Origin of the sequence: Ramlibacter rhizophilus, from assembly GCF_004681965.1 — a bacterium.
GTDB lineage: Bacteria > Pseudomonadota > Gammaproteobacteria > Burkholderiales > Burkholderiaceae_C > Ramlibacter > Ramlibacter rhizophilus.
In genome coordinates, this window is record NZ_SMLL01000008.1 from 12,937 (window position 1) to 35,159 (window position 22,223).

General features: G+C 70.7%; 25 protein-coding genes. 13 read left to right on the plus strand and 12 right to left on the minus strand.

Features of this window, described 5'->3' with window-relative positions; genetic code table 11:
* The first annotated feature begins 129 nt into the window (after positions 1-129).
* Positions 130-786, plus strand: a complete 657-nt coding sequence (locus EZ242_RS18765) for a CDP-alcohol phosphatidyltransferase family protein (RefSeq protein WP_240787160.1) — start codon at positions 130-132, stop codon at positions 784-786.
* A gap of 43 nt (positions 787-829) precedes the next feature.
* Here EZ242_RS18765 and EZ242_RS18770 read toward each other — a convergent pair whose 3' ends face one another.
* Together EZ242_RS18770 and trxC are read right to left on the minus strand one after the other, a co-directional pair.
* A complete protein-coding gene (locus EZ242_RS18770; RefSeq protein ID WP_135286746.1) occupies positions 830-1,351 on the minus strand; it encodes a hypothetical protein in 522 nt (173 codons plus the stop codon).
* A gap of 50 nt (positions 1,352-1,401) precedes the next feature.
* Positions 1,402-1,842, minus strand: a complete 441-nt coding sequence (gene trxC / locus EZ242_RS18775; protein ID WP_135286747.1) for a thioredoxin TrxC — start codon at positions 1,840-1,842, stop codon at positions 1,402-1,404.
* Positions 1,843-2,063: 221 nt separating this feature from the next.
* Here trxC and EZ242_RS22255 point away from each other — a divergent pair, with 221 nt between their 5' ends.
* The gene (locus EZ242_RS22255) at positions 2,064-3,542 is read left to right on the plus strand and encodes a hypothetical protein (protein ID WP_205960699.1); all 1,479 of its coding nucleotides are present in this window, start codon (positions 2,064-2,066) and stop codon (positions 3,540-3,542) included.
* 9 nt (positions 3,543-3,551) lie between these two features.
* Here EZ242_RS22255 and EZ242_RS18785 read toward each other — a convergent pair whose 3' ends face one another.
* Together EZ242_RS18785 and EZ242_RS18790 are read right to left on the minus strand one after the other, a co-directional pair.
* Entirely contained in the window at positions 3,552-4,136 is a 585-nt protein-coding gene (locus EZ242_RS18785) for a histidine phosphatase family protein (RefSeq protein ID WP_135286997.1), read from the minus strand.
* 114 nt (positions 4,137-4,250) lie between these two features.
* Complete coding sequence (locus EZ242_RS18790; protein ID WP_240787161.1) at positions 4,251-4,799, minus strand: DUF2889 domain-containing protein; 549 nt, start codon at positions 4,797-4,799, stop codon at positions 4,251-4,253.
* Between the two features lie 315 nt (positions 4,800-5,114).
* Between EZ242_RS18790 and EZ242_RS18795 the strand changes: the two genes are divergently transcribed.
* Positions 5,115-5,612, plus strand: a complete 498-nt coding sequence (locus EZ242_RS18795) for a class I SAM-dependent methyltransferase (protein ID WP_205960687.1) — start codon at positions 5,115-5,117, stop codon at positions 5,610-5,612.
* 143 nt (positions 5,613-5,755) lie between these two features.
* Here EZ242_RS18795 and EZ242_RS18800 read toward each other — a convergent pair whose 3' ends face one another.
* Both EZ242_RS18800 and EZ242_RS18805 read right to left on the minus strand, forming a co-directional pair.
* The gene (locus EZ242_RS18800) at positions 5,756-6,949 is read right to left on the minus strand and encodes an aminotransferase-like domain-containing protein (RefSeq protein ID WP_135286999.1); all 1,194 of its coding nucleotides are present in this window, start codon (positions 6,947-6,949) and stop codon (positions 5,756-5,758) included.
* 77 nt (positions 6,950-7,026) lie between these two features.
* Positions 7,027-7,995: a recombination-associated protein RdgC gene (locus EZ242_RS18805; RefSeq protein ID WP_135286749.1), complete on the minus strand. Its 969-nt coding sequence runs from the start codon at positions 7,993-7,995 to the stop codon at positions 7,027-7,029.
* Positions 7,996-8,126: 131 nt separating this feature from the next.
* Here EZ242_RS18805 and EZ242_RS18810 point away from each other — a divergent pair, with 131 nt between their 5' ends.
* Positions 8,127-9,104: a YihY/virulence factor BrkB family protein gene (locus EZ242_RS18810; RefSeq protein ID WP_135286750.1), complete on the plus strand. Its 978-nt coding sequence runs from the start codon at positions 8,127-8,129 to the stop codon at positions 9,102-9,104.
* A gap of 126 nt (positions 9,105-9,230) precedes the next feature.
* Here the strand turns inward: EZ242_RS18810 and EZ242_RS18815 are convergent, their stop codons facing one another.
* From EZ242_RS18815 to EZ242_RS18830, 4 genes are all read right to left on the minus strand, one after another.
* The gene (locus EZ242_RS18815; RefSeq protein ID WP_205960688.1) at positions 9,231-9,695 is read right to left on the minus strand and encodes a methyltransferase family protein; all 465 of its coding nucleotides are present in this window, start codon (positions 9,693-9,695) and stop codon (positions 9,231-9,233) included.
* Positions 9,692-12,052 carry a DNA topoisomerase IV subunit A gene (gene parC, locus EZ242_RS18820; protein ID WP_135286751.1) on the minus strand — a complete coding sequence of 787 codons (2,361 nt, stop codon included), beginning with the start codon at positions 12,050-12,052 and terminating at the stop codon, positions 9,692-9,694. The genes EZ242_RS18815 and parC overlap by 4 nt, the downstream gene beginning before the upstream one ends.
* Before the next feature lie 2 nt (positions 12,053-12,054).
* Entirely contained in the window at positions 12,055-12,825 is a 771-nt protein-coding gene (locus EZ242_RS18825; RefSeq protein ID WP_240787162.1) for a lytic transglycosylase domain-containing protein, read from the minus strand.
* Positions 12,826-13,102: 277 nt separating this feature from the next.
* Positions 13,103-15,070 (minus strand): DNA topoisomerase IV subunit B, encoded by a 1,968-nt coding sequence (locus EZ242_RS18830; RefSeq protein ID WP_135286752.1) that lies wholly within the window; start codon positions 15,068-15,070, stop codon positions 13,103-13,105.
* 153 nt (positions 15,071-15,223) lie between these two features.
* Between EZ242_RS18830 and EZ242_RS18835 the strand changes: the two genes are divergently transcribed.
* From EZ242_RS18835 to EZ242_RS18855, 6 genes are all read left to right on the plus strand, one after another.
* The gene (locus EZ242_RS18835) at positions 15,224-16,438 is read left to right on the plus strand and encodes an MFS transporter (RefSeq protein ID WP_135286753.1); all 1,215 of its coding nucleotides are present in this window, start codon (positions 15,224-15,226) and stop codon (positions 16,436-16,438) included.
* Positions 16,438-16,566: a hypothetical protein gene (locus EZ242_RS22555; RefSeq protein WP_276606543.1), complete on the plus strand. Its 129-nt coding sequence runs from the start codon at positions 16,438-16,440 to the stop codon at positions 16,564-16,566. Before EZ242_RS18835 ends, EZ242_RS22555 begins: the two co-directional genes overlap by 1 nt.
* Positions 16,567-16,581: 15 nt before the next feature.
* Positions 16,582-17,130 carry a class I SAM-dependent methyltransferase gene (locus EZ242_RS18840; protein ID WP_135286754.1) on the plus strand — a complete coding sequence of 183 codons (549 nt, stop codon included), beginning with the start codon at positions 16,582-16,584 and terminating at the stop codon, positions 17,128-17,130.
* Positions 17,131-17,207: 77 nt separating this feature from the next.
* Positions 17,208-18,104: a 4-hydroxy-tetrahydrodipicolinate synthase gene (dapA, locus tag EZ242_RS18845; RefSeq protein ID WP_135286755.1), complete on the plus strand. Its 897-nt coding sequence runs from the start codon at positions 17,208-17,210 to the stop codon at positions 18,102-18,104.
* A 13-nt stretch (positions 18,105-18,117) separates the two neighbouring features.
* Positions 18,118-19,197, plus strand: coding sequence for an outer membrane protein assembly factor BamC (bamC, locus tag EZ242_RS18850; RefSeq protein WP_135286756.1), 1,080 nt, complete (start codon positions 18,118-18,120; stop codon positions 19,195-19,197).
* A 21-nt stretch (positions 19,198-19,218) separates the two neighbouring features.
* Complete coding sequence (locus EZ242_RS18855; protein ID WP_135286757.1) at positions 19,219-19,995, plus strand: MBL fold metallo-hydrolase; 777 nt, start codon at positions 19,219-19,221, stop codon at positions 19,993-19,995.
* Here the strand turns inward: EZ242_RS18855 and EZ242_RS18860 are convergent.
* A complete protein-coding gene (locus tag EZ242_RS18860) occupies positions 19,992-20,444 on the minus strand; it encodes a helix-turn-helix domain-containing protein (RefSeq protein ID WP_135286758.1) in 453 nt (150 codons plus the stop codon). The genes EZ242_RS18855 and EZ242_RS18860 overlap by 4 nt on opposite strands.
* Positions 20,445-20,523: 79 nt before the next feature.
* Here EZ242_RS18860 and EZ242_RS18865 point away from each other — a divergent pair, with 79 nt between their 5' ends.
* The 3 genes from EZ242_RS18865 to EZ242_RS18875 are packed head-to-tail and all read left to right on the plus strand — an operon-like array spanning position 20,524 to position 21,874.
* On the plus strand, positions 20,524-21,021 hold the full coding sequence (locus EZ242_RS18865; protein ID WP_135286759.1) for a DUF2938 family protein: 498 nt from the start codon (positions 20,524-20,526) through the stop codon (positions 21,019-21,021).
* Positions 21,022-21,065: 44 nt separating this feature from the next.
* Entirely contained in the window at positions 21,066-21,650 is a 585-nt protein-coding gene (locus EZ242_RS18870) for a flavodoxin family protein (protein WP_135286760.1), read from the plus strand.
* A complete protein-coding gene (locus tag EZ242_RS18875; protein ID WP_135286761.1) occupies positions 21,647-21,874 on the plus strand; it encodes a DUF2798 domain-containing protein in 228 nt (75 codons plus the stop codon). The genes EZ242_RS18870 and EZ242_RS18875 overlap by 4 nt, the downstream gene beginning before the upstream one ends.
* Positions 21,875-21,940: 66 nt before the next feature.
* Here the strand turns inward: EZ242_RS18875 and EZ242_RS18880 are convergent, their stop codons facing one another.
* Positions 21,941-22,222 carry a lipoprotein gene (locus tag EZ242_RS18880; RefSeq protein ID WP_135286762.1) on the minus strand — a complete coding sequence of 94 codons (282 nt, stop codon included), beginning with the start codon at positions 22,220-22,222 and terminating at the stop codon, positions 21,941-21,943.
* Between the last annotated feature and the right edge of the window lies 1 nt (position 22,223).

A 22,223-nucleotide genomic window follows, 5' to 3' on the forward strand; every position in this document is an offset into this window, starting at 1 on the left:
GGCCGCGGACTATAGCAATGCGGGGCGGACGAGCTGCCGGCCTGCGGCCTGGACCGTCGGTGCGGGACGACAGCGTTCCCGGCCCCCTTCCGACCCGCGCGCGGGGTGCTGTTGTCCTAAGGTGCCTGCATGGATCGACCCAGCAGTTCCGCAGCCGATGCGCGTCCACGCGAGCCGCGGCATTTCTCCATGCTGCGCGAGTTCCAGCTGGCCGACTTCTTCACGCTCGGCAATGCCGCCTGCGGCGTGGGCGCCGTGCTGTTCACGCTCAGCTACATGGCCAGCGGGCAGTTGCTGGAGTTCTTCGCGGCGGTGGCGCTCGCGCCGGCGGCCCTGCTACTGGACGTGCTGGATGGGCGCATCGCGCGTGCGCGCAACCAGCACTCGGCCCTGGGACGCGAGCTGGACTCGCTGTCCGACGTGATTTCCTTCGGCGTGGCGCCGGCCGCGCTCGGCTACGCAGCGGGCCTGCGCGGCGGTTGGGACGCGCTGATCCTCGTCTACTTCGTCTGCTGCGGCGTGAGCCGGCTGGCTCGCTTCAACGTCACGGCCGAGAGCCTGAGCGCCGGCGGCGACAAGGTGAAGTACTTCGAAGGCACGCCCATTCCCACCAGCGTGCTGCTCACCCTGCTGCTGGGTGTAATGGCCTGGTTCGGCGCGATCGACGAATGGCTGTGGGGCGGTGCCTGGCAGCTCGGCCCCTGGGCCCTGCACCCCATGGCCCTGCTGTTCGCGCTCTCGGGCACGCTGATGATCAGCAAGACACTGCGAATTCCGAAGTGGTGAATCGGCTCCCCGAGGGCGGCCGGCTCGGGGCCGCCGGGGCGACTCACTCGCGTGGTGTCGGGCGCAGTGCCGCGTCGCGGATCGCATACAAGGCCTGCAGGTCCGAGGCCAGTTCCTCATCCGCATCCGCAGGCGCATCGCCGCTTCGTGTCGGCTCGGCTTCGGACGCGGGCTGCGGGCCGGGCGCTGCCGGGTCGAAGTCGAACTGCCAGGCCAGGCCGCGCAACCACTCGGACGCCAAGGGATCGAAACGCAGCAGCGCCTGCCGGAAGCTCGCCTGGAATGCGGGCACATAGGCGAGCAGGCGTTCCTGCCCCCCCTTGACGATCAGCGTGACGTAAGTGCCACTGCTCTGGCCCGACTGCACCACGCCCAGGGTGCGGCATTCGATCCAGTCCATGGGGATGGCGTGCTGGCGCATGGTCTCCCGCAACACGACGTGCACAACCTCCCGGCGGGGCACGCTGCGCGATGACACCGGCTCTTGCGCGGGTTCGTCCAGCTGCGAGGGCGGCGCCGCGGCGGCGCCGAGCTTGCGCCGGAACAGGCGATCGAGGAGGCTCATGCGCGGATTATGGAAGCGGCGTGGCGCGCGGCACAGCCCCGCCTGTCGGTTCAGCGCAGCTGGCGCCCGACCCAGCCGGCGATATCCGCCGCGCGCGTGAGCGCGCCGGCTTGCCTCCCGATCTCGTGGCCGCCCGAGAACAGGGCCAGGGTCGGGATGCTGCGGATGGCCAGGCGCTGCGACAGCGTGGGTGCCTGTTCGGTGTCGAGCTTGACCAGACGGACGCGCGGCTCCAGCAGCGCCGCCGCCTGCTCGAACGCGGGCGCCATCATGCGGCAGGGGCCGCACCATGCGGCCCAGAAGTCCACCAGCACCGGGATCTCGTTGCGCGCGACGTGCCGCTCGAACGCGGCCTCGTCCACGGCGACTGGGCGTCCCGTGAACAGCGCCTGCTTGCAGCGGCCGCAATCGGGCGCTGAGCCCAGCTGTTCGGCACGCACGCGGTTGACGGTCTGGCAGTGCGGACAGACGAGGTGCAGCGGATCGTTCATGCCGCGCAACTGCGGTCGCAACGCCTCTTTACAAGCGCGACCGGGCTTGGCGCGGTCAGCAGAGCGCGCCACGGCCGAGCACCTCGCCCCGCCTCACGCCGCGACGGCCCGTTTTCCTACATCGGGATGCTCTACATCGGAAACCGCTGAGGCGCCCTTACTCGGCAGCATCGTGTCGGTCCGTTAAGGGATCAACCGAACGCAACCCCAGGAGAAGCAGCATGTCGAGACAAGACAACAGAACCCATCGCCGGCCGTCAATGGCCCTCACCGCGCTGTTCACGGCCGTGGCGCTGAGCGCCTGCGGCGGCGGCGGCGGCGACGACACCCCGGCGCCAGCACCGGCACCGGCGCCCGCGCCCGCGCCAGCCCCCGCCCCCGCCCCCGCCCCCGCCCCTGCGCCTGCGCCTGCGCCTGCGCCGACGCCCGTCACCACCCTGTCGCAGCAGATGGATGCGGGCGGCAACTACGTGGTCGCCGCCACTGCGGCCGGTACCGTCAACCTCATCCTGCCGACCGCCCCGACGGTTGGCTCCACGGTAAGCGTCACGGGCCAGAGCGCCAACGACTGGCAGATCGTGCCGAACGCCGGACAGTTCATCGACACCACCGGCGTCACCGGCAACCCGGTGCTCGGTGCTAATTTCGAGACCACCACGAGCGTTGCCGACCGCTGGTTCTACGGCGCCGCGTCGGGTAATGGCCAGACACTTGCCGCAACCTCCAATGCCTTCGGTGGCGCAACGACTTACCGCGCTGGGACGGGACAGGTCGCCACGTCGCGCGACGGTGGCGCCACCTGGACCTACTTCACCTCTCCGATTTCGAACAACTGGGGGACGGTGGACATCTCTTCCACCGGGTCCAAGATCATTGCGGTGAACGGATTCGAGGGCGTGTATGTGTCCACGGATGGAGGCGTGAACTTCGCCAGCGTCACGCCTACCGGCGGCCTCGGTAACTGGATCGCCGGTGCCGTGTCGCGCGACGGGGCCGTCATGGCGGCCACTGAGTTGGGGGGTGGTGATCTGTACATCTCGCGCAACGACGGCACCAGCTGGACCCCCGCCGTGCTGCCGGGCAACTGGGAGGCACTGGACCTGTCTGGCGACGGCAGTCGCATCGTGGCGGTGGAGAAGAACCAGGTCATCCGCGTCGGGTCGGTATCCGCCGGCAATGCGATCACCTTGGACACGGCCACCACCGACCCGGATGCACTCGGTGAGTGGTACCGCGTCGCCATGTCCGCTGACGGGCAAGTCATCGTTGCCGGCGAGGAAAACGTCGGAAGGGTGGTGGTCTCGACGGACGGCGGCGTGACCTGGGAAACCGTGCTGACGGGCGTCAACGTGACGCAGGTCAGCGTCTCCGCCAACGGCCAGACGGTGGTGGTCTCCACGGGCACGCCGACGACTGCCGGCGCGCTCTACGTCTCCACCAGCGCCGGCGCTTTGAACAGCTTCAACACGGTCGGAAGCGCTGGCGAATGGCGCGCTGCCGCGGTTTCCGGTGATGGCACCACGCTGCTCGCCGGCCCCAACCAGGCGACTGCCAGCGCCTTGCTCGTGTCCCAGGGCGGCCGCACCAGCATCGGCGCAGGTGGCCTGACCGGCAACACCGGCGAGTCCATCACCCTGCAGTACGCCGGCGACGGCCGCTTCACGGTGCAGTCCTCCACCGGCGACTTCGTGATCGAGTAAGCGACCCGGCTAGGGCTGGAGGCGGCCGATCACCTCGATCGGCCCCTCTCCCGCCGGCACCCGCACCACCAGGCCTTCGCCGGAGCGGGTGAGTTCTCCTGTCAGGGCCCGGATGTTGACCTGGTGCGTCACCACCACCAGGGCACCCGGGCCCTTCCATTGGCGCAGCATCTCGCGCGCCGTCTCCGTCTGCGGATCGGCCCGGCCGGGCTCGCCGAAGAAGGAGTTGAAGGCCGGCGCCTCCCGCACGCCACCGGCCGCAAGATCCGCGAAGGCCAGCCGCGCCGTCTCCATGGTCCGGCACCACTGCGAACTCAGCACCGCCCCCACCTCGATATTTCGCTGCCGGAAGGCCTGGCCCAGCTGGCGCGACTCGGCCCGGCCGCGCTCGTCCAGGTTGCGTTGCGTGCTGCAGTCCCCGAGGCGAAAGCGCTCCGGGTCACCCACGCCCGGCGCGGTTGCGTGGCGGAACAGCACGATGGCACCCGGCTGGCGAAGCGCCGCCCAGGCGGCTTGCGCCTCGTCGCGGGCATGGCCCGCCAACGGCGCCGCCAGCGCGGCCAGCAGGAGCAGCCGCAGGCTGCTTCGGCGCATGGAATCGGGATGATCTTCAGGCATGGGCGCACGGTAGCCGCGCACCTGCCATGCGTCAGCGAGCCGCCCCGCAAGCCCGAGGACGCTCGCGGGGCATTCGCGTCGGCAGCCGCTTCAGCGCGCCCGGCGCAGCGGCTCCCAGCCGACGAACTGCGGGTAATGGCGCTGGACCGTGGGCCCGTTGGCATCCCAGGTGATGCAGCCGCCCACATGGAAGGGCGGGCGGTCCGACACCGGCTCCGGCTCGCCCGCCAGCTGGCGCAGGCGCGCCTGGCCGGCTGGGATGGTCTGGAAGGCGACGGTGGCCATGTTGGCCAGCAGCTCGCGCAGGTGCGTGCAGCCGCGCGTGCCGCCGATGGCCTCGTCGATGGCCTTGCGCCAGCCGGAGGCCACCCGTGCGCCGACCAGCCCGGCCAAGGGCGGCCCCGCCTGGGCACATTCGCCGAAGGGGGTGGCGTCCAGGGCCGAGACGATGTCCCGCACCACGAACTCGTCGTCCAGCGTGAGGCGGATCGCCAGGTGGTGGACCGGCGCGCCCGCCGGCAGCGGCTTGGGCCGGTACAGGCCGAGCTCGAAGGGCTTGGTGTCGGTCAGCTCGGCTTCGATGTCCCAGAGGCCGTCTTCGCGGCGGAAGCCGTGGTAGGCCACGGTCCGGGTATGCATGGGGGAACGGGACGGCGAAGCGGGCAGCGGCATTGCGCAAGCATCAGGGAAAACGCGGTAAACGCTATTCTCGCAGGCGACAGGCCGAACCAGCGTCGGCTCCTATCGTGGCGAAGCTGTCCGACACGGTGCGCCGGACGCGAGCCGGAGAATTCGCCAGTCCTCAACGTGGTCATGCCTATGAACGAACAACGAAGCGCCCGGCCCGCCCGCCATTCAGGCCTCAGCACACGAGCCCTCCCCCCTGGTCCCCTGCGCGGCGGTGCTGAGTTCCTCCGGGGCTTCGTTCGCAACCCGGCGCAGGTCGGCTCGGTGGTGCCGAGTTCCCCCCGGCTGGAGCAGCGGCTGGTGCGCAACGGCTGCATCGCGCAGGCCAAGTGCGTGGTCGAGCTGGGGCCGGGCACGGGCGGCACCACCGATGCCATCCTGCAGGCCTTGCCGCCGGCTGCGCGGCTGATGGCCATCGAGCTGGACCCGCACTTCCACGATCACCTGCGCCGCACGCTGCACGACTCGCGCCTGCTGCTGGAGCATGCGAGCGCCGAGCGCATCGCCGAGCTGCTGAGCGCGCGGCGGCTGGCGCCGCCGGACACCATCATCTCCGGCATCCCGTTCTCGACCATGCCCGCCGAGGTGTCCGACCGCATCGCGTCGCTGGTGGCCCAGGTGCTGCGCCCGGGCGGCCGCTTCGTGGCCTACCAGGTGCGGGCGCACGTGGCCGGCTTCATGACGCCTTACCTGGGCGAGCCGGTGCGTGAGTGGGAGCTCTTGAACGTTCCGCCGGTGCGGGTGTTCACGTGGGTCAAGGCTTGAAGCTGCGTCACTCCGTCTGAGACACCTTCCCCCTCTGGGGGAAGGCTGGGATGGGGGCTTGCGGAAAGCAGCGTGTCCGGCGTACGTGGCCCCCACCCTGCCCTCCCCCAGAGGGTGAGGGTTCAGAAGCTCCTCGCCGAAGCTCACGCAAGCGCGCGCGCCAGCCGCTTCACGCCTTCCTCGATCTGCTCCAGTCCCGCCGTCGCGAAGCTCAGTCGCAGCGCCGAAGTGTCGGGCTCGGTGGCGAAGAAGGGGGCGCCCGGCACGAAGGCCACGCCCTCGCCGATGGCGCGCCGTGCCAGCTCGCTCGCGTCCGCGAGCTTGCCGCCGGCCCCGGTGAGGCGCGCCCAGAAGAAGAGCCCGCCCTGCGGCTGCGTGAACGCGATCGCGTCGCCCAGCTCGCGTCGCAGCGCCTCGCCCATGGTGCGGGCGCGCTGGCCATAGATCTCCCGCACGTGCGCGAGCGTGGCGGGCATGCGGCCTGCCTTCAGGTACTGCGCGGCGGTGGCCTGGGCGAAGGTGCTGGTGTGGGCGTCGCTGAACTGCTTGCACATGGTGGCCCGTGCGAGCAGTTCGGACGGTGCGGCGAGCCAGCCCACGCGCAGGCCAGGGCTCAGCACCTTGCTCAGGCTGCCGCAGTAGGCGATCCAGTCGCGGCTGCCGGGCACGCTTTCCGAAAGCGCCAGCAGGCTGGGCGGCGGCGCGGCGTCGAAGTACAGGTCGCCGTAGGGGTCGTCCTCCACCACCAGGACCTGGTGACGCACCGCCAGCTCCAGCACCCGGCGGCGGCGCTCCAGGCCGAGCAAGGCACCGCTGGGGTTGCCGAAGGTGGGAATGAGGTAGATGAACTTCGGCCGGTGCTGGACGATGAGTTCCTCCAGCCGGTCCACCCGCACGCCCTCGCCGTCGATGGGCGCGCTGATCACCTCGGCGCCATAGAGGCGGAAGCACTGGATGGTGGCCAGGAAGGTGGGGCCTTCCACGATGACCTTGTCGCCCGGGTCCACCAGGGTCTTGCCCAGGAGGTCCAGCGCCTGCTGGCTGCCGGTGGTGACGATGAGGCCGCTGGGGTCGATGCGTTCGACGCCCTTGGCGCGCAGGAAGGCGGCCAGTTCCGCGCGCAGCGGGTCGTAGCCCTCGGTGGCGCCGTACTGCAGGGCCGCGCCGGGCTGCTCGGCCAGGGCCAGGCGGCTGGCCTCGCGCAGGCCCTCGACGTCGAACATGGCCGAATCCGGAAAGCCCCCAGCGAAGCTGATGATGCCGGGCTTGCCCAGGAGCTTGAACAGCTCGCGGATGGCGGAGGTTTCGACCTTGTCGAGGCGGGCGGCGAAATTCAGGGGCATGGCGCGGTCACGGTGCTTCGGTGAAGGCGACATTGTGACCAATGCCGCCGCGCCTCCCCGGCGCCTTCGGCTCAGAACGGCGCGTCGGCCAGCTCCTGCGCCGTCGGCGCCATGGCCGGTGCGGCCGCGGGCTGGCCCAGCTGCATCTCGCCGCCCAGGGCCTGCAGCAGGTCCGGAATCAAGGCCGAGAGCTCGCCCGTCGCGATGGCCGCGTCGGCGTCGAAGCCGTTGTCCTTGCCCAGGTTGTCGTCGGCGCCGAGCAGGTCGATCTTCTTCAGAAGCAGCTGCTCGGTGAGCACGAATGAGGCGCGGCCCTCCCAGGTCAGCGCCAGCTGCGTGGGCAGCTTGCCTTCCTGGATGTGCTGGCCGATCTCGTCGAGCTCCAGGGTGTGCCGTGCATAGCGCACGACGGATTTTTCTTCGCCACTGTTCTTCAGCTCCAGGTCGCGGTCGATGGTGAAGCCGGCCGGCGCCTCCTTGGTGCTGAGCCAGTGCGCCATGGCCGCCGAAGGCGAGGTCGCGGTGGACAGCGGCGAGAGCGAGAGCACGTGCTTCAGGTCGGCCATGACGTCGCCCAGTTGCTTGAGCACCGGCTCGGCCGCGCGCGTGCTGCCCGCGCCCACCAGCAGCAGGCGGTTGACGGCGTCGATCCAGATGGTGTGCGAGGCCCGCTTGCTGAAGGCGCGCGGCAGGAAGGCATGCACGATCTGCTCCTTCAGCTCGGCCTTTTCCTTGCGGCCGGGCTTGCGGCCGTGCTCGGCCTCGATCGCCTTGCAACGGGCCTCCAGCTCGCTCCTGACCGCGCCGGCCGGTACCGCCTTGCGCTCCACGCCCAGCTTGAGGAGCCAATGGCCGGCGATGTTCTCCACCATCGCGCCATGCTCCTCGCCGCGCGGGGGCAGCCAGCCAACCGAGAGTTCCTGCGTGGGGCCGCAGGGCTGGAAAGCCAGCCGCTGCAGCTCGGCTTCGAGCGCGGACAGCTCGGGCGGGGTCCACTCGGGAGCGATGCGGAAGGCAGTGAGGTTCTTGAACAGCGGCATGGGCAGGGAAAACGGATGAGGTTGTCGGCCGAAAGCCGCGAATTCTGCCTCGCATCCCGGCCGGCTCGACAGGCGTTACAGGTCTGTTGCGACCGCCCCACCCGTGCAGCCTGCGACCGTACAGTGCAGCCATGCTCTCGCCCAAACGACTCGTGCACCTGTTCACCCGGGCCGGGGCCGCCTGGAGCAACGACTACGCCTTCAGCATGGCGGCGGCGATCTCCTACTACACGGTGTTCTCCATCGCGCCCCTGCTGGTGATCGTGATTGCGGTGGCGGGCGCGCTCTTCGGGCGCGAGGCCGTGGAAGGCGAGGTGGTGCGGCAGGCCGCGGGCCTGATCGGCCAGCAGGGCGCGCAGTTCGTGCAGGGCCTGGTGGCCAGCGCCAGCAACACCGACCGCGGGCTGGTGGCGGGCAGCATCGGCCTGATCGTGCTGATCGTGGGCGCCACGACGGTCTTCGCCGAGCTGCAAAGCGCCATGGACCGCATCTGGAAGGTGCCCGAGCGCGAGAAGCCCTCGGGGATCATGGGCATCCTGCGGGCGCGGCTGCTGTCCTTCGGCCTGATCATCGGGGTGGCTTTCCTGATGATGGTCTCGCTGCTGGTGAGCGCGGTGCTCGCCTTCATCAGCACCTGGGCCGGCGGGCTCCTGCCAGGCTGGGAGCGGGTGCTGTGGGTGCTCAATGCGCTGGTGTCGCTGGGCATCTTCACCCTGCTCTTCGCCATGATCTACAAGCTGCTGCCCTCCACGCCCATCGCCTGGCACGACGTGGGGGTGGGCGCGCTGGTGACGGCGGTGCTGTTCGAGATCGGCAAGATCGGCATCGGCCTGTACCTGGGGCGCAGCGGCGTGACCGAGACGTTCCAGGCCGCCGGCTCGCTGGTGGTGCTGCTCGCCTGGGTGTACTACGCCGCGCTCATCTTCATCTTCGGCGCGGAGTTCACCAAGGTGTACGCCGACGACCAGGGCTCGCGTTCCTCGGTGGAGGAAAAAGCCGAGCGGGCACGCGCGACGCTGGAAGCGGCGGCGCAGGCGCATGCGGCGGAGGAGCGGGGGGCGGAGATCCGAAGGAGGAAGAGCAATCTTCCCGAAGCGCCTTCGATCTGAGCGAGTGTGCAGGCACCTTCCCCCCTTGGGGGAAGGCTGGGATGGGGGCCGCGAGAAGCAGCGTGGTCGGCGTGCGTGGCCCCCACCCCGACCCTCCCCCAGGGGGGGAGGGAGCGGCTTCGGGACTCAAATCCAGCGCCGCACCGAACGCAGGTAGTCCTGGTACACCGGCCCGAAGCGATCCGCAAGCGCGCGCTCCTCGGGGCGGATCTGGAAGGCGTTCATCCACAGCACGAAGACCGGCAGGCCCAGGAAGGCGAGCGGGTGCGACAGCCACACGGCCCAGGCGGCCAGCGCCAGCAGCATGCCCAGGTACATGGGGTTGCGGCTTCGCGCATAGATGCCGGTGGAGACCACCGCGCTGGAGGTGTCCGGGCGGATCGGGTTGACGGTGGTGCGCACGCGGCGGAAGGCCGCGACGCCGGCCAGCGCGATGGCGATGCCCACGAGCAGGAGCAGGGCCGCGAGCACCACGCGCGCGGGAACGGCCACCGCCATGGACGGCCAGGCGCGCGACAGGGCGAACATGGCCGCAGCGATCAGCACCACCAGCGCCGTGGGCGGCACCTTCAGTTCCAGCGCCCGCATCATTCGACGCGGTCCACGCGGGCGGGCTTGAAGCCCAGGTCTGCTGCCTTGCCCTTGCGGCCCCGGCCCGCCTTCGCGTTGTTGAGGGAGCGGATCTCCAGCGTCTCCTCGCGTTCCTTGCCGCCGCGCCCGATGCCGGCGATGCGCACGCTGCGGGTGTAGGCCGCGGCGCCGGCGAGGCTGTCCTTGGCTTCCAGGTCGATCAGGAGCAGCCCCCGGCCGCCATTGGCCTGCGCCTTGAGTTCGCCAATCTCGAAGGTGAGGATGCGCCCGCCCGTGGAGGCGCAGCACACGTGCGTGGCCGGCGCGTACGGGCCCGTGGCCGGCTGCCCGCCCGGCGGTGCCACGTTGGCGGGCGAGGGCCGGCACAGGGTCTCGCCGGGACCGCAGCTCACGAAGGACTTGCCGCCGCGCTGGCGCGAGAGCATGTTCTCCACGGTCGCGAGGAAGCCGTAGCCACCCGAGTTGGACAGCAGCAGCCAGGCGCCGGGTGCGCCGGCGAAGTAGTGCACGACGTGGGTGCCCGACTCCAGGTCGATGAAGCTGGTGACCGGCTGGCCGTCACCCCGCGCACCGGGCAGCGTGGAGACCGGAATGGAGTAGATGCGCCCGTTGCTGCCGAAGGCCAGCAGCGTGTCCACGGTGCGGCATTCGAAGGTGCCGTAGAGCCCGTCGCCGGACTTGAAGGCGAAGCTGGAAGGCTCGTGGCCATGGCCCTGGCGCGCACGCAGCCAGCCCTTGCTGGAGACCACCACCGTGACCGGCTCGTCGATCACGCGCACCTCGGCGACGGCGCGCTTGTCGGTCTGGATGAGGGTGCGCCGCGCATCGGCGAACTGCTTGGCGTCCTGCTCGATCTCCTTGACCATCAGGCGCCGCAGCGCCGCGGGGCTGCCCAGGATCTCCTCCAGGCGCTTCTGCTCCTCGCGCAGCTCGGTGAGTTCCTGCTCGATCTTGATCGCCTCCAGGCGGGCGAGCTGGCGCAGGCGGATCTCCAGGATGTCCTCGGCCTGGCGCTCGGTCAGGCGGAAGCGGTCTATCAGCGCCTGCTTGGGCTCGTCGCTCGCGCGGATGATGGCGATCACCTCGTCGATGTTCAGCAGCACCAGCTGCCGCCCCTCGAGGATGTGGATGCGGTCCAGCACCTTGTCCAGGCGATGGCGCGAGCGCCGCTCCACCGTGCGCTGGCGGAACTCGATCCACTCCGTGAGCATCTGCCGCAGGGACTTCTGCGTCGGCCGCCCGTCGAGGCCCACCATGGTGAGGTTGATGGGCGCCGAGGTCTCCAGGCTGGTGTGCGCCAGCAGCGTGGTGGTGAGCTCGGCCTGGGAGATCCGGCTGGTCTTGGGCTCGAACACGATGCGCACGGCCGCGTCCTTGCTGGACTCGTCGCGCACCGCGTCCAGCACCGCGAGCACCGCCTGCTTGAGCTGCAACTGGTCCTGCGTGAGCGCCTTCTTGCCCGCCTTGACCTTGGGGTTGGTGAGTTCCTCGATCTCCTCCAGCACGCGCTGCGCGCTCACGCCCGGTGGCAGCTCATTGACCACCAGCTGCCACTGCCCGCGCGCGAGCTCCTCGATCTTCCAGCGCGCGCGCACCTTGAGCGAGCCGCGCCCGGTTCGGTAGGCCTCGGCGATGTCCGACGCCGCGCTGATGATCTGGCCGCCGCCGGGGTAGTCGGGCCCGGGCAGGATCTGCGCGAGTTCCTCGTCGCCGAGCTTGGGGTCCTTGATGAGGGCGACGCAGGCGTCGGCCACCTCGCGCAGGTTGTGGCTGGGGATCTCGGTGGCCAGGCCGACGGCAATGCCGCTGGCGCCATTGAGCAGGGCGAAAGGCAGGCGTGCCGGCAGCTGCACCGGCTCCTGCGTGCTGCCGTCGTAGTTGGGGACGAAATCGACCGTGCCTTCGTCGATCTCGTCGAGCAGCAGGCGCGTGATGCGCGCCAGGCGCGCCTCGGTGTAGCGCATGGCGGCCGCGCCGTCGCCGTCGCGGCTGCCGAAGTTGCCCTGGCCGTCGATGAGCGGGTAGCGCTGCGCGAAGTCCTGCGCCATGCGCACCAGCGCGTCGTAGGCAGCCTGGTCGCCGTGCGGGTGGAAGCGGCCCAGCACGTCTCCCACCACGCGGGCGCTCTTGACCGGCTTGGCGCCGGCCGCGCCGGTGTAGCCCAGGCCCATGCGGGCCATGGAGTAGAGGATGCGCCGCTGCACCGGCTTCTGCCCGTCGGCCACGTCGGGCAGCGCGCGGCCCTTGACCACGCTGAGCGCGTATTCCAGGTAGGCCTGCTGGGCATAGGTGCCCAGGTCGAGCTGGGTCTCGTCGCCGCCGTCGGCCGGGGCGATGGTGAAAAGGTCGTCGTCCATCCTCAGTCGCTGTAGTTCTGGTAGGGCGGCAGGGCCGCCAGGGAGGCCGGCATGTTGCCGCGCCCGATGGCGCCGCCGCGTGCCGGCTCGGGCACGGGGCCGGGCAGGACCATGCGCACGCGCCGCGCGCCTTGCGCCGCCGCCTGCAGGGCCGGCGGCTTCAGGGCCTCGTAGATGCGCAGCACGGACTTCACGTACTGCTGCGTCTCGCGGAAGTCGGGGATGCGGTTGCCGGCGCCCTGCACCGCGCCCTCGCCCGCGTTGTAGGCGGCCAGGGCCAGGTCCAGGCGGTCGGGAAACAGGTCGATCAGGTGGCGCAGGTAGCGCGCGCCGATGCGGATGTTGGTGCGCGGGTCCGTGAGGCGCTGCGGCAGGTCCTGGCCCGCGGCGGCGCGCAGGCCCCAGCGCTCGGCGGTGGCCGGCATCACCTGCATCAGGCCCACGGCGCCCTTGGGCGAGACGGCGCGGGCGTCGAAGCCGGATTCGGCGGTGATCACGGCCTTGAGCAGCTCGTAGTCGATGCGCTGCGCGCTCGCCGCTTCGCGCAGGTGCGGTCGCACGGCCTTGTAGCCGGGGGAGATGTCGAAGAAGGCGAGCAGGCGCTGGGTGCCGTCATCGGGCCGCGCCGCTTCGAGGCGCGTGGGTTCAGGGTCCGCAGCCTCCGGCGTGCGGGTGTCGAATCGGCCGCCGCCGCGCAGGAAGAGCTCGTAGCGGGCATCGCGCTTCTCGGTCGCGACGTGCGCGACGCCGTGGTCGTCCACGTAGCCCCACAAGTCCGCGCGTGCGCCGAAGCTGGCGAGCGCGAGGCCGCAGGCGAGAAGGACGGCGGCGCCCCTGCGATGCGCGGGGGCCGGATTTCCTCCTTCCCCCTCTGGGGGAAGGCCGGGATGGGGGCTGCGCGAGAAGCGGCGCGGTCGGCACGCGGGCCCCCACCCCAGCCCTCCCCCAGGGGGGGAGGGGGTTGGCCCCCGCCCCAGCCCTCCCCCAAGGGGGGAGGGGGTTCGCCCCCACCCCAGCCCTCCCCCAAGGGGGGAGGGGGGCGAACCGCCCTCAGACATCGACCTCGACCGAGTCACCGTGCAGCTCCATCAGCTCGCGCCGCGCGGCGGCCTCGCCCTTGCCCATGAGCTTGGTCATCAGGCCTTCGGTTCCGGCGAAGTCGAACTTGCCGAGCTTGACCGGCAGCAGGCGCCGCGTGTCCGGGTTGAGCGTGGTTTCCCACAGCTGCTCGGCGCTCATCTCGCCCAGGCCCTTGAAGCGGCTGATGGTCCAGGCGCCTTCGCGCACGCCTTCCTTGCGCAGCTTGTCGAGGATGGCGGTGAGTTCGCCCTCGTCCAGCGCGTAGCTCTTGGAGGCCGGCTTCTTGCCGCGCGCGGGCGCATCCACCCGGAACAGCGGCGGGCGCGCCACGTACACATGCCCCGCGTCGATGAGCTTGGGAAAGTGGCGGAAGAAGAGCGTGAGCAGCAGCACCTGGATGTGCGAGCCGTCCACGTCGGCGTCGGAGAGGATGCAGACCTTGCCGTAGCGCAGCCCGCTCAGGTCGGGCGTGTCGTTGGGGCCGTGCGGGTCCACGCCGATGGCCACGGCGATGTCGTGGATCTCGGTGTTGGCGAACAGGCGGTCACGCTCGACCTCCCAGGTGTTGAGCACCTTGCCGCGCAGGGGCAGCACGGCCTGGGATTCCTTGTCGCGGCCCATCTTGGCACTGCCGCCGGCCGAATCGCCCTCGACCAGGAAGACCTCGTTGTGGGCGATGTCGCGGCTCTCGCAGTCGGTGAGCTTGCCGGGCAGCACCGCCACGCCCGAGCCCTTGCGCTTTTCGACCTTCTGGCTGGCACGCTGGCGCGTCTGCGCCGCGCGGATGGCGAGTTCGGCCAGGCGCTTGCCGTAGTCCACGTGCTGGTTCAGCCACAGCTCCAGCGAAGGCCGCACGAAGCTGGACACCAGCCGCACCGCGTCGCGCGAGTTCAGGCGCTCCTTGATCTGCCCCTGGAACTGCGGGTCCAGCACCTTGGCCGAGAGCACGTAGGAGGCGCGGGCGAACACGTCCTCCGGCAGGAGCTTGACGCCCTTGGGCAGCAGCGAATGCAGCTCGATGAAGCTCTTGACCGCGTTGAACAGGCCGTCGCGCAGCCCGCTGTCGTGCGTGCCGCCGGCGCTGGTGGGAATGAGGTTGACGTAGCTCTCGCGCACCGGCTGGCCTTCCTCCGTGAAGCCCACGCACCACTGCGCGCCCTCGCCTTCGGCGAAGTTCTCGTTGTTCTCGGCGTAGCCCTCGCCGTCGAAGAGCGGGATGACCGGGTCGGCCCCCAGCGTCTGCATGAGGTAGTCGCGCAGGCCCCCCTTGTACTGCCAGCTCTGGCTTTCCTTGGTCTTCTCGTTGACCAGGTACACCGCCACGCCGGGCATCAGCACCGCCTTGCTGCGCAGCAGGTGCGCCAGTTCGGCCATGGGGAGCTGGGACGACTCGAAGTACTTGCCGTCCGGCCAGACACGCACCGTGGTGCCCTGGCGCCGGTCGCCCTCCTGCATCTTGCGCAGCACCAGCGGCTCGGTGACGTCGCCGCCCTGGAAGGCCAGGCGCGCGACCTGGCCTTCGCGGTGGGACACCACCTCCAGCCGCTTGGCCAGGGCGTTGGTGACGGACACGCCGACGCCGTGCAGGCCGCCGGAGAAGCTGTAGGCGCCGCCCTTGCCCTTGTCGAACTTCCCGCCGGCGTGCAGGCGCGTGAACACCAGCTCGATGACCGGGGCGTTCTCTTCCGGGTGCATGCCGAAGGGAATGCCGCGGCCGTCGTCCTCGATGCTCACCGAGCCGTCGGCGTGCAGGGTGACGCGGATGCGCTTGCCGTGCCCGGCCAGTGCTTCGTCGGCGGCGTTGTCCAGCACCTCCTGGATGACGTGCAGCGGGTTGTCCGTGCGGGTGTACATGCCCGGACGCTGCTTGACGGGCTCCAGGCCCTTGAGCACGCGGATGGAGCCTTCGGAATACTCGGGGGACGGTTTGCTTGCCATGGGAGCGGCGATTTTAGACACAGGCCGGCGCACCACTGTACGAATTCACAGATTCGGGACTTACCCATGCCTGGCGCGCATCAATTCCCGTCGAACATTTCAAGCCCCCGCGGCAGCGAAGCCAGGAGCGACTTGGCTACAGTCGCACCCATCATGTCCGCGCAACCCCGACTTTCCCTGCTCCAGGTGCTGGCCTGCGGCGCCGCCATCGTGACGCTGTCCATGGGCATCCGGCACGGGTTCGGGCTGTGGCTGCTGCCGATCACGCAGGCGCAGGGCTGGACGCGCGAGACCTTCTCCCTGGCCATCGCCATCCAGAACCTCGCCTGGGGCTGCTTCGGCGTCGCGGCCGGCATGGTGGCGGACCGCTTCGGCGCCTTCCGCGTCCTTGTCGGAGGCGCCGTGCTCTACGCACTGGGCCTGGCCGGCATGGCGCTGGCGAGCAGCACGATCGTCTTCGCCCTGGCCACCGGCGTGCTGATCGGCGCCGCGCAGGCGGGCACCACCTTCGCGGTGATCTTCGGCGTCATCGGCCGGCAGGTGGAACCGGCGCGCCGGTCCTGGGCCATGGGCACGGCGGCGGCGGCCGGCTCCTTCGGCCAGTTCCTGATGGTGCCCACCGAAGGCTTCCTCATCGCCTCGCTCGGCTGGCAGGCGGCGCTGCTGGCCCTGGCCGTGGCCGTGCTGCTGATCGTGCCGCTCTCGCTGGGGCTGCGCGAGCCGGGCTTCCGGGCCGGGCAGCCGGTGCGGCGCGAGCAGTCCATCGCGCAGGCGGTGCGCGAGGCCTTCCGCTACCCGAGCTTCCAGATGCTCACCGCCGGCTACTTCGTCTGCGGCTTCCAGGTGGTGTTCATCGGGGTGCACATGCCCAGCTACCTGCGGGACCACGGCCTGGCACCGCACGTGGCCAGCTACGCGCTGGCGCTGATCGGCCTGTTCAACATCGTCGGCACCTACGTGGCCGGAAGCCTCGGGCAGCGGCTTCCCAAGCGCAAGATCCTGGCGACCATCTACATCGGCCGCTCGCTGGCCATCCTCGCCTTCCTGGCCGTGCCGGTGACGCCCGCCTCGGTCTATGTGTTCTCCGCGGTGATGGGCCTGCTGTGGCTGTCCACCGTGCCGGTGACCAGCGCCTCGGTGGCGCAGATCTTCGGCGTGGCGCACCTGTCCATGCTCAATGGCTTCGTGTTCTTCAGCCACCAGCTGGGCTCCTTCCTCGGCGTGTGGCTGGGGGGCTTCCTGTACGACCGCACGGGCAGCTACGACCTCGTCTGGTACATCGCCATCGCCCTGGGCGTGTTCGCCGCGCTGGTGAACCTGCCGGTGCGCGAAACCCCCATCGCGCGGCCCGTGCCGCAGGCGGCCTGATGACCCGCCTGGGCAAGGCCGTCGCCTACCTCGCCGTCGCGGCCGTGCTGCTGGCGGTGTTCGCGCTCTACACCCAACCCGCCATGCTCGTGACCGTCTCCGAGATGGTCTGGGCTTGCTTCAACTGAGCGAGCGATCGACCCATGCACGGCACCGAAGCGCCTTCCGAATGGATCGTCCGCTGGAGCCACCTGGCCCCGGCGGCGGGGGCCGTGCTCGATGTCGCCTGCGGCCGGGGCCGGCACCTGCGCTGGTTCGCCGCGCGCGGCCATGCGGTGCTCGGCGTGGACCGCGACCAGGCGGCCCTGGACAGCGTGCATGGCCTGGGCGAGACGCTGGCCGCCGACATCGAGAACGGCCCCTGGCCGCTGGCCGGGCGCCGCTTCGGCGTGGTGGTCGTCACCAACTACCTCTGGCGTCCGCTGCTGCCGACCCTCGTGGCCAGCGTTGCCCCGGGCGGGCTGCTGCTGTACGAAACCTTCGCGGTCGGCAACGAGACCGTGGGCAAGCCTTCGCGGCCCGACTTCCTGCTGCGGCCCGGTGAGCTGCTGGACGCCTGCGAGGGCCTGCGCGTGGTGGCCTACGAGGACGGCTTCCGGGCCGATCCCGAGCGCTTCGTGCAGCGCATCGCGGCCGTGCGCCCCGACCCCGCAGGCCCCGTGCCGCCGCGCTTGCACCTCGGGAAACCCTGAGACCCTGGTCCCGTGCGGGCGGATGGGCAATGGCCGCCGCTCGTTAGAATCCCCCGTTCCCCAGACCCAAGCCCCCTATGACACCGATTACTGGCAGCATCGTGGCCCTGGCCACCCCCCTGCACGACGACGGCAGCGTGGACTATGCGGGCCTGCGAAAACTGATCGACTGGCACATCGCCGAGGGCACGGACTGCATCGGCGTCGTGGGCACCACGGGTGAGTCGCCCACGGTGAGCGTCGAGGAGCACCGCGAGATCATCCGCGTGTCCGTCGAGCACGCTGCCGGGCGGGTGCCCATCATGGCCGGCTGCGGCGCGAACTCCACCGCCGAGGCGGTGTCCCTGGCCCGCTTCGCCCGCGAAGTGGGGGCCGACTGCCAGCTGCAGGTGGTCCCCTACTACAACCGCCCGACGCAGGAAGGCCAGTACCAGCACTTCAAGGCCATCGCCGAAGCCACCGGCGACCTGCCCATCGTCCTGTACAACGTCCCGGGTCGCACCGTGGCCGACATGGCGCACGACACCGTGCTGCGCCTGGCCGAGGTGCCCGGCATCGTGGGCATCAAGGAAGCCACCGGCAACATCGAGCGCGCGCAGTGGCTGCTGCGCGATGCGCCCAAGGATTTCGCGATCTACTCGGGTGACGACCCCACCGCGGTGGCGCTGATGCTGTGCGGCGGCCAGGGCAACGTGAGCGTGACCGCCAACGTGGCGCCCCGGCTCATGCACGAGCTGTGCGTGAAGGCCATCGCGGGCGATGCGCGCGGCGCCATGGACATCCAGCGTCGGCTCATGCCGCTGCACCGCCAGCTCTTCGTCGAGCCCAACCCCATCCCCGTCAAATGGGCCATGGCCCGCATGGGCCTGTGCGGGCCGGCGCTGCGCCTGCCGCTGACGCCCCTGTCTGCCGCCCTGCAGCCGTCCGTCGAGGCCGCCCTGCGTGACTGCGGGCTCCTGGGCTCCGCATCCTGAGGAACAACGAGAGATGAAGCAATCCGCAAGACTGGGCCTGCTGCTGGTGTGTGCGCAGCTGGCCGCCTGCTCGGTGCTGGAGACCGATCGCATCGACTACAAGAGCGCCGGCAAGGCGCCCTCGCTGGAGGTGCCGCCCGACCTCACGCAGCTGTCGCGCGACTCGCGCTTCGTGGTGCCCGGCGGGCCCGTGACGGCCAGCAGCTACGCGCTGGGCCAGGCAGCGCCCAGCATGCCGGTGGCGGCCAGGGCGGTCGGTGACGTGCGCATCGAGCGCGCGGGTGACCAGCGCTGGCTGGTGGTCAACCGCCCCGCCGACCAGCTCTGGCAGCCGGTGCGCGAGTTCTGGCTGGACAACGGCTTCCTGCTGTCGCAGGACCAGCCCAACCTCGGCATCATGGAGACCGACTGGGCCGAGAACCGCGCCAAGCTGCCGCAGGACCCGATCCGCGGCTTCCTCGGCCGCATCTTCGACTCCGCCTACTCCACCGCCGAACGCGACCGCTTCCGCACCCGCCTGGAGCGCGCGCCCAGCGGCGGCACCGAGATCTACGTCTCGCACCGCGGCATGGTCGAGGTCTATACCAACCGTGAGCGCGACCAGACCGTGTGGCAGCCGCGCCCGGCCGACCCCGAGCTGGAAACCGAGATGCTGCGCCGGCTGATGGTCAAGCTCGGCGTGAGCGAGCAGCAGAGCGAAGCCATCACGCGCGCCAGCGCGCCGCAGCCGGCCGCGCGTGTCGCCAAGGTGGGCGAGGTGCCGGTGGTCCAGCTCGACGAAGGCTTCGAGCGCGCCTGGCGCCGTGTCGGCCTCACGCTGGACCGCACCGGCTTCACCGTGGAAGACCGCGACCGCAGCAAGGGCCTGTACTTCGTGCGCTATGTGGCGCCCAACCCGGACCGCAAGGAGCCGGGCTTCCTGGGCCGCCTCTTCAGCCGCTCCGCCGACAGCGCGCCGCCGCTGAAGTACCAGATCGCGGTGCGCAGCCAGGGGCCCTCCAGTACCGTGTCCGTCCTCGACGCGGGCGGCGCGCCCGAGGCCTCGGCCAATGCGCAGCGCATCGTGCAGGTCATCGCGGACGACCTGAAGTAGATCGCCCGTCCGCAAAGCCGCATGCTGCGATTCAAGAGCCTGGGCAGCGGCAGCTCTGGCAACGCCACCCTGGTGCAGGCGAAAGGCGGCACCGGGCTCACCCACCTGCTGGTCGATTGCGGCCTGGGCATCCGCAACCTGGCCAGGCGCCTGGGTGAGGCGGGCCTGATGCCGGACCAGGTGGACGGCATCTTCATCACCCACGAGCACAGCGACCACGTCGGCTGCGTGCGCGCCTTTGCGCTGCGGGAACGCACCCCGGTCTTCATGAGCGCCGGCACCTGGGCCGGCATGCGCGAGCCGGACTTCGAGGGCCTGCTCAACCTCGTTTCGGACGGCGTGTCCTTCGAGCTCGGCGCGCTGCAGCTCACCCCCTTCGCGGTGCCGCACGATGCCCGCGAGCCACTGCAGCTGCGCTGCACCGATGGCGCGGTGCGCCTGGGCATCCTCACCGACCTGGGCCATGTCACGCCGCACGTGCTGCATCACCTGTCCGGCTGCGAGTCGCTGCTGCTGGAGTGCAACCACGACGAGGCCCTGCTGGCCTCGGGCCCCTACCCCTGGTTCCTCAAGCGCCGCGTCGGCGGCGACCAGGGCCACCTCGCCAACAGCGCCGCCGCCGAAGCCGCGCGCTTCCTGCAGGCCACCGGGCTGAAGCAGGTGGTGGCGGGCCACCTGAGCGAACAGAACAACCGCCCCGAGCTGGCCCGCGCCGCGCTCGCCGCTGCGCTTGGCTGCGGCGCCGAGGACGTGCACGTGGCCGACGCGGCCAGCGGCTGCGGCTGGCTGGTCGCTTAAGCCTTCGACGCGCGGCCGCTTGTCTTCCTGGCGCCCGCTGCGCGCTGGGGCGCCACTCTAAGCAGTTTTCCCGCACCGGCCGCCCGCAGCAGGCGCTTGAAGGTCGGGCATTCCGAGTGGTTCGCGGCGGGGCATACCGCCGCGTGGCGCAGTCCCTTGCTCAGGGCTGCGAGCCGCAGGATGGTCGCGTCGATCTCGTCGGCCTTCCCCGCCAAAGCCGCGCGGTCGATGCGGGCGCGCCCGTCGGCGCCGAACATCCCCTTGATCTCGTCGAGCGAGAAGCCGGCCGCCTGGCCGAGCGCGATGAGCGACAGCTGGTCCAGCACGGCGTCGGCGAAGGTCCTGCGCAGGCCCTCGCGCCCGGTGGAGGCGATCAGGCCCTTGTCTTCGTAGTAGCGCAGGGCGGAAGCGGGCACGCCGGACCGGCGGGCGACTTCGGCGATGTCCATGAAAAAACCTCTTGATTTCAAGTTGACTTGAACTTGCATCCTTCGATTCCTCCCGCTTTTTGTCAAGGATGGAACGAGCATGAACCCCTCTCTTGAAGCCGCCGCCCGGATCGTGTTCATCGGCCTGGGCGCCACCGCCGTCATGGATCTGTGGCTGCTGCTGCTCGGCCGCCTGGGCGTGCCGACCCTGAACTTCGCCCTGATCGGCCGCTGGGTCGGGCACTGGCCGCGCGGCGTGTTCAGGCACGCCGCCATCGGCAAGTCGGCGCCGGTGCCCGGCGAAGTCGCCCTGGGCTGGCTGACGCACTACGCGACCGGCGTCGCCTTCGCCGCCGTCCTCGCCGGGGTCGCGGGCCTCGCCTGGACCCGCAGCCCCACCCTCCTGCCCGCGCTGGGCGTCGGCATCGCGACGGTCGCCCTGCCCTGGCTGCTCATGCAGCCGGCCATGGGCGCGGGCATCGCCTCGTCGAAGACGCCGGCACCGGCCATGAACCGGCTGAGAACCCTGGCCAATCACGCCGTGTTCGGGCTCGGCCTGTACCTGTCCGCCCTCCTCCTCGCCTGGATCTCGCGATGAGGAAGCCTTACTCCGAGATCCATTCACCACCAAGGAAGCACGCCATGAAGCAACTCGCCGTCATCTACCACAGCGCCCAGGGCAACACCCGGCGCATCGCGCAACTCGTCGCCGAAGGCGCGCGGAGCACGCCCGGCGTCGGGTGCGACCTGCTGCGGGCCGAGGACCTGGTGGGCGCGCCCGAGCGCCTGCTCGCGTACGACGGCTTCGTGTTCGGATCGCCCACCTACCTGGGTGGCGTGTCGGCGCCGTTCAAGTCCTTCATGGACGCGACCGGCCGGCTGTGGAAGTCACACGCCCTCAAGGGCAGGCTCGCCGCCGGATTCACCGTGTCCGCGCTGCCCTCGGGCGACAAGCAATCGACACTGCTGTCGATGTTCGTCTTCGCCATGCAGCACGGCATGGTCTGGGTCGGCAACGCCATCCTGCCGGAGCAGCACGCGGGCGTCCCCTACGACGAAGCCGCCAACCGCCTGGGCTCCTGGTCGGGGCTGATGGCGCAGGCGGGACACTCCGGACCGGCCGCGGCGGCATTCGCCCCGGGCGACCTCAAGACGGCGCGAATGTTCGGTGCCCACGTCGCCGGCACGCTGTCCTGCGTGCGTTGCGACAAGGAGGTGGCCGCATGATCCCCAGGAAGTTCGAGCCTGTGCTCTTCGGCCTCGTCCTCTCCGGGCTGATGTCGCTCGTGGTGTCGGGCATCTCGACCGGCGTCGCCCACGGCTTCGCGCCGGGCTTCGCGGGCCTGTGGGCCCGCTCGTGGCTGCTCGCCTGGCTGCTGGCATTTCCCGTCGTGCTGGTGGTTGCGCCGCTTGCGCGTCGCTTCGTCGCGGCCCTGCTGCGGCCCCGCTGAGGACTTTGCGGCGACCCACGAAAAAGCCGCCCGAAGGCGGCTTGTGGCAGGCCGTCCAGCCGGCGATTACTTGCTGGCGGCGGGGGCCGGCGCAGGAGCGGCGGCAGGCGCGGGGGCCGAACTGGTTCCGGGAGCGGCCGCGGGCGTGGCGTCCGCAGCGGGCGCTGCGGCGGGTGCCGCGGCATCGGCCGCAGGCGCTGCGGCGGGGGCAGCGGCTTCGGCGGGGGCCGGTGCGGGCGCAGGTGCCGGCGCGGCCACGGGCGCGGGGGCCGGCGCGGGTTCTTCGGTCTTGCTGCAGGCGGCGAGCACGGCAGCAGCGAGCGCTGCGAGGACGAGCGATTTCTTCATG

Excerpts from the sequence above, each read along its gene's own strand:
- bamC (WP_135286756.1), top strand. The coding sequence starts at position 18,118 with ATGAAGCAATCCGCAAGACTGGGCCTGCTGCTGGTGTGTGCGCAGCTG.
- EZ242_RS18805 (WP_135286749.1), bottom strand. The coding sequence starts at position 7,995 with ATGCCGCTGTTCAAGAACCTCACTGCCTTCCGCATCGCTCCCGAGTGG.
- EZ242_RS18790 (WP_240787161.1), bottom strand. The coding sequence starts at position 4,799 with ATGCATACCCGGACCGTGGCCTACCACGGCTTCCGCCGCGAAGACGGC.
- EZ242_RS18765 (WP_240787160.1), top strand. The coding sequence starts at position 130 with ATGGATCGACCCAGCAGTTCCGCAGCCGATGCGCGTCCACGCGAGCCG.
- parC (WP_135286751.1), bottom strand. The coding sequence starts at position 12,052 with ATGGACGACGACCTTTTCACCATCGCCCCGGCCGACGGCGGCGACGAG.
- EZ242_RS18770 (WP_135286746.1), bottom strand. The coding sequence starts at position 1,351 with ATGAGCCTCCTCGATCGCCTGTTCCGGCGCAAGCTCGGCGCCGCCGCG.
- EZ242_RS18835 (WP_135286753.1), top strand. The coding sequence starts at position 15,224 with ATGTCCGCGCAACCCCGACTTTCCCTGCTCCAGGTGCTGGCCTGCGGC.
- EZ242_RS18815 (WP_205960688.1), bottom strand. The coding sequence starts at position 9,695 with ATGATGCGGGCGCTGGAACTGAAGGTGCCGCCCACGGCGCTGGTGGTG.
- EZ242_RS18865 (WP_135286759.1), top strand. The coding sequence starts at position 20,524 with ATGAACCCCTCTCTTGAAGCCGCCGCCCGGATCGTGTTCATCGGCCTG.
- EZ242_RS18860 (WP_135286758.1), bottom strand. The coding sequence starts at position 20,444 with ATGGACATCGCCGAAGTCGCCCGCCGGTCCGGCGTGCCCGCTTCCGCC.
- EZ242_RS18830 (WP_135286752.1), bottom strand. The coding sequence starts at position 15,070 with ATGGCAAGCAAACCGTCCCCCGAGTATTCCGAAGGCTCCATCCGCGTG.
- EZ242_RS18840 (WP_135286754.1), top strand. The coding sequence starts at position 16,582 with ATGCACGGCACCGAAGCGCCTTCCGAATGGATCGTCCGCTGGAGCCAC.
- EZ242_RS18870 (WP_135286760.1), top strand. The coding sequence starts at position 21,066 with ATGAAGCAACTCGCCGTCATCTACCACAGCGCCCAGGGCAACACCCGG.
- EZ242_RS18810 (WP_135286750.1), top strand. The coding sequence starts at position 8,127 with ATGCTCTCGCCCAAACGACTCGTGCACCTGTTCACCCGGGCCGGGGCC.
- EZ242_RS18855 (WP_135286757.1), top strand. The coding sequence starts at position 19,219 with ATGCTGCGATTCAAGAGCCTGGGCAGCGGCAGCTCTGGCAACGCCACC.
- EZ242_RS18875 (WP_135286761.1), top strand. The coding sequence starts at position 21,647 with ATGATCCCCAGGAAGTTCGAGCCTGTGCTCTTCGGCCTCGTCCTCTCC.
- EZ242_RS22555 (WP_276606543.1), top strand. The coding sequence starts at position 16,438 with ATGACCCGCCTGGGCAAGGCCGTCGCCTACCTCGCCGTCGCGGCCGTG.
- EZ242_RS18880 (WP_135286762.1), bottom strand. The coding sequence starts at position 22,222 with ATGAAGAAATCGCTCGTCCTCGCAGCGCTCGCTGCTGCCGTGCTCGCC.
- trxC (WP_135286747.1), bottom strand. The coding sequence starts at position 1,842 with ATGAACGATCCGCTGCACCTCGTCTGTCCGCACTGCCAGACCGTCAAC.
- EZ242_RS18785 (WP_135286997.1), bottom strand. The coding sequence starts at position 4,136 with ATGCGCCGAAGCAGCCTGCGGCTGCTCCTGCTGGCCGCGCTGGCGGCG.
- EZ242_RS22255 (WP_205960699.1), top strand. The coding sequence starts at position 2,064 with ATGTCGAGACAAGACAACAGAACCCATCGCCGGCCGTCAATGGCCCTC.
- dapA (WP_135286755.1), top strand. The coding sequence starts at position 17,208 with ATGACACCGATTACTGGCAGCATCGTGGCCCTGGCCACCCCCCTGCAC.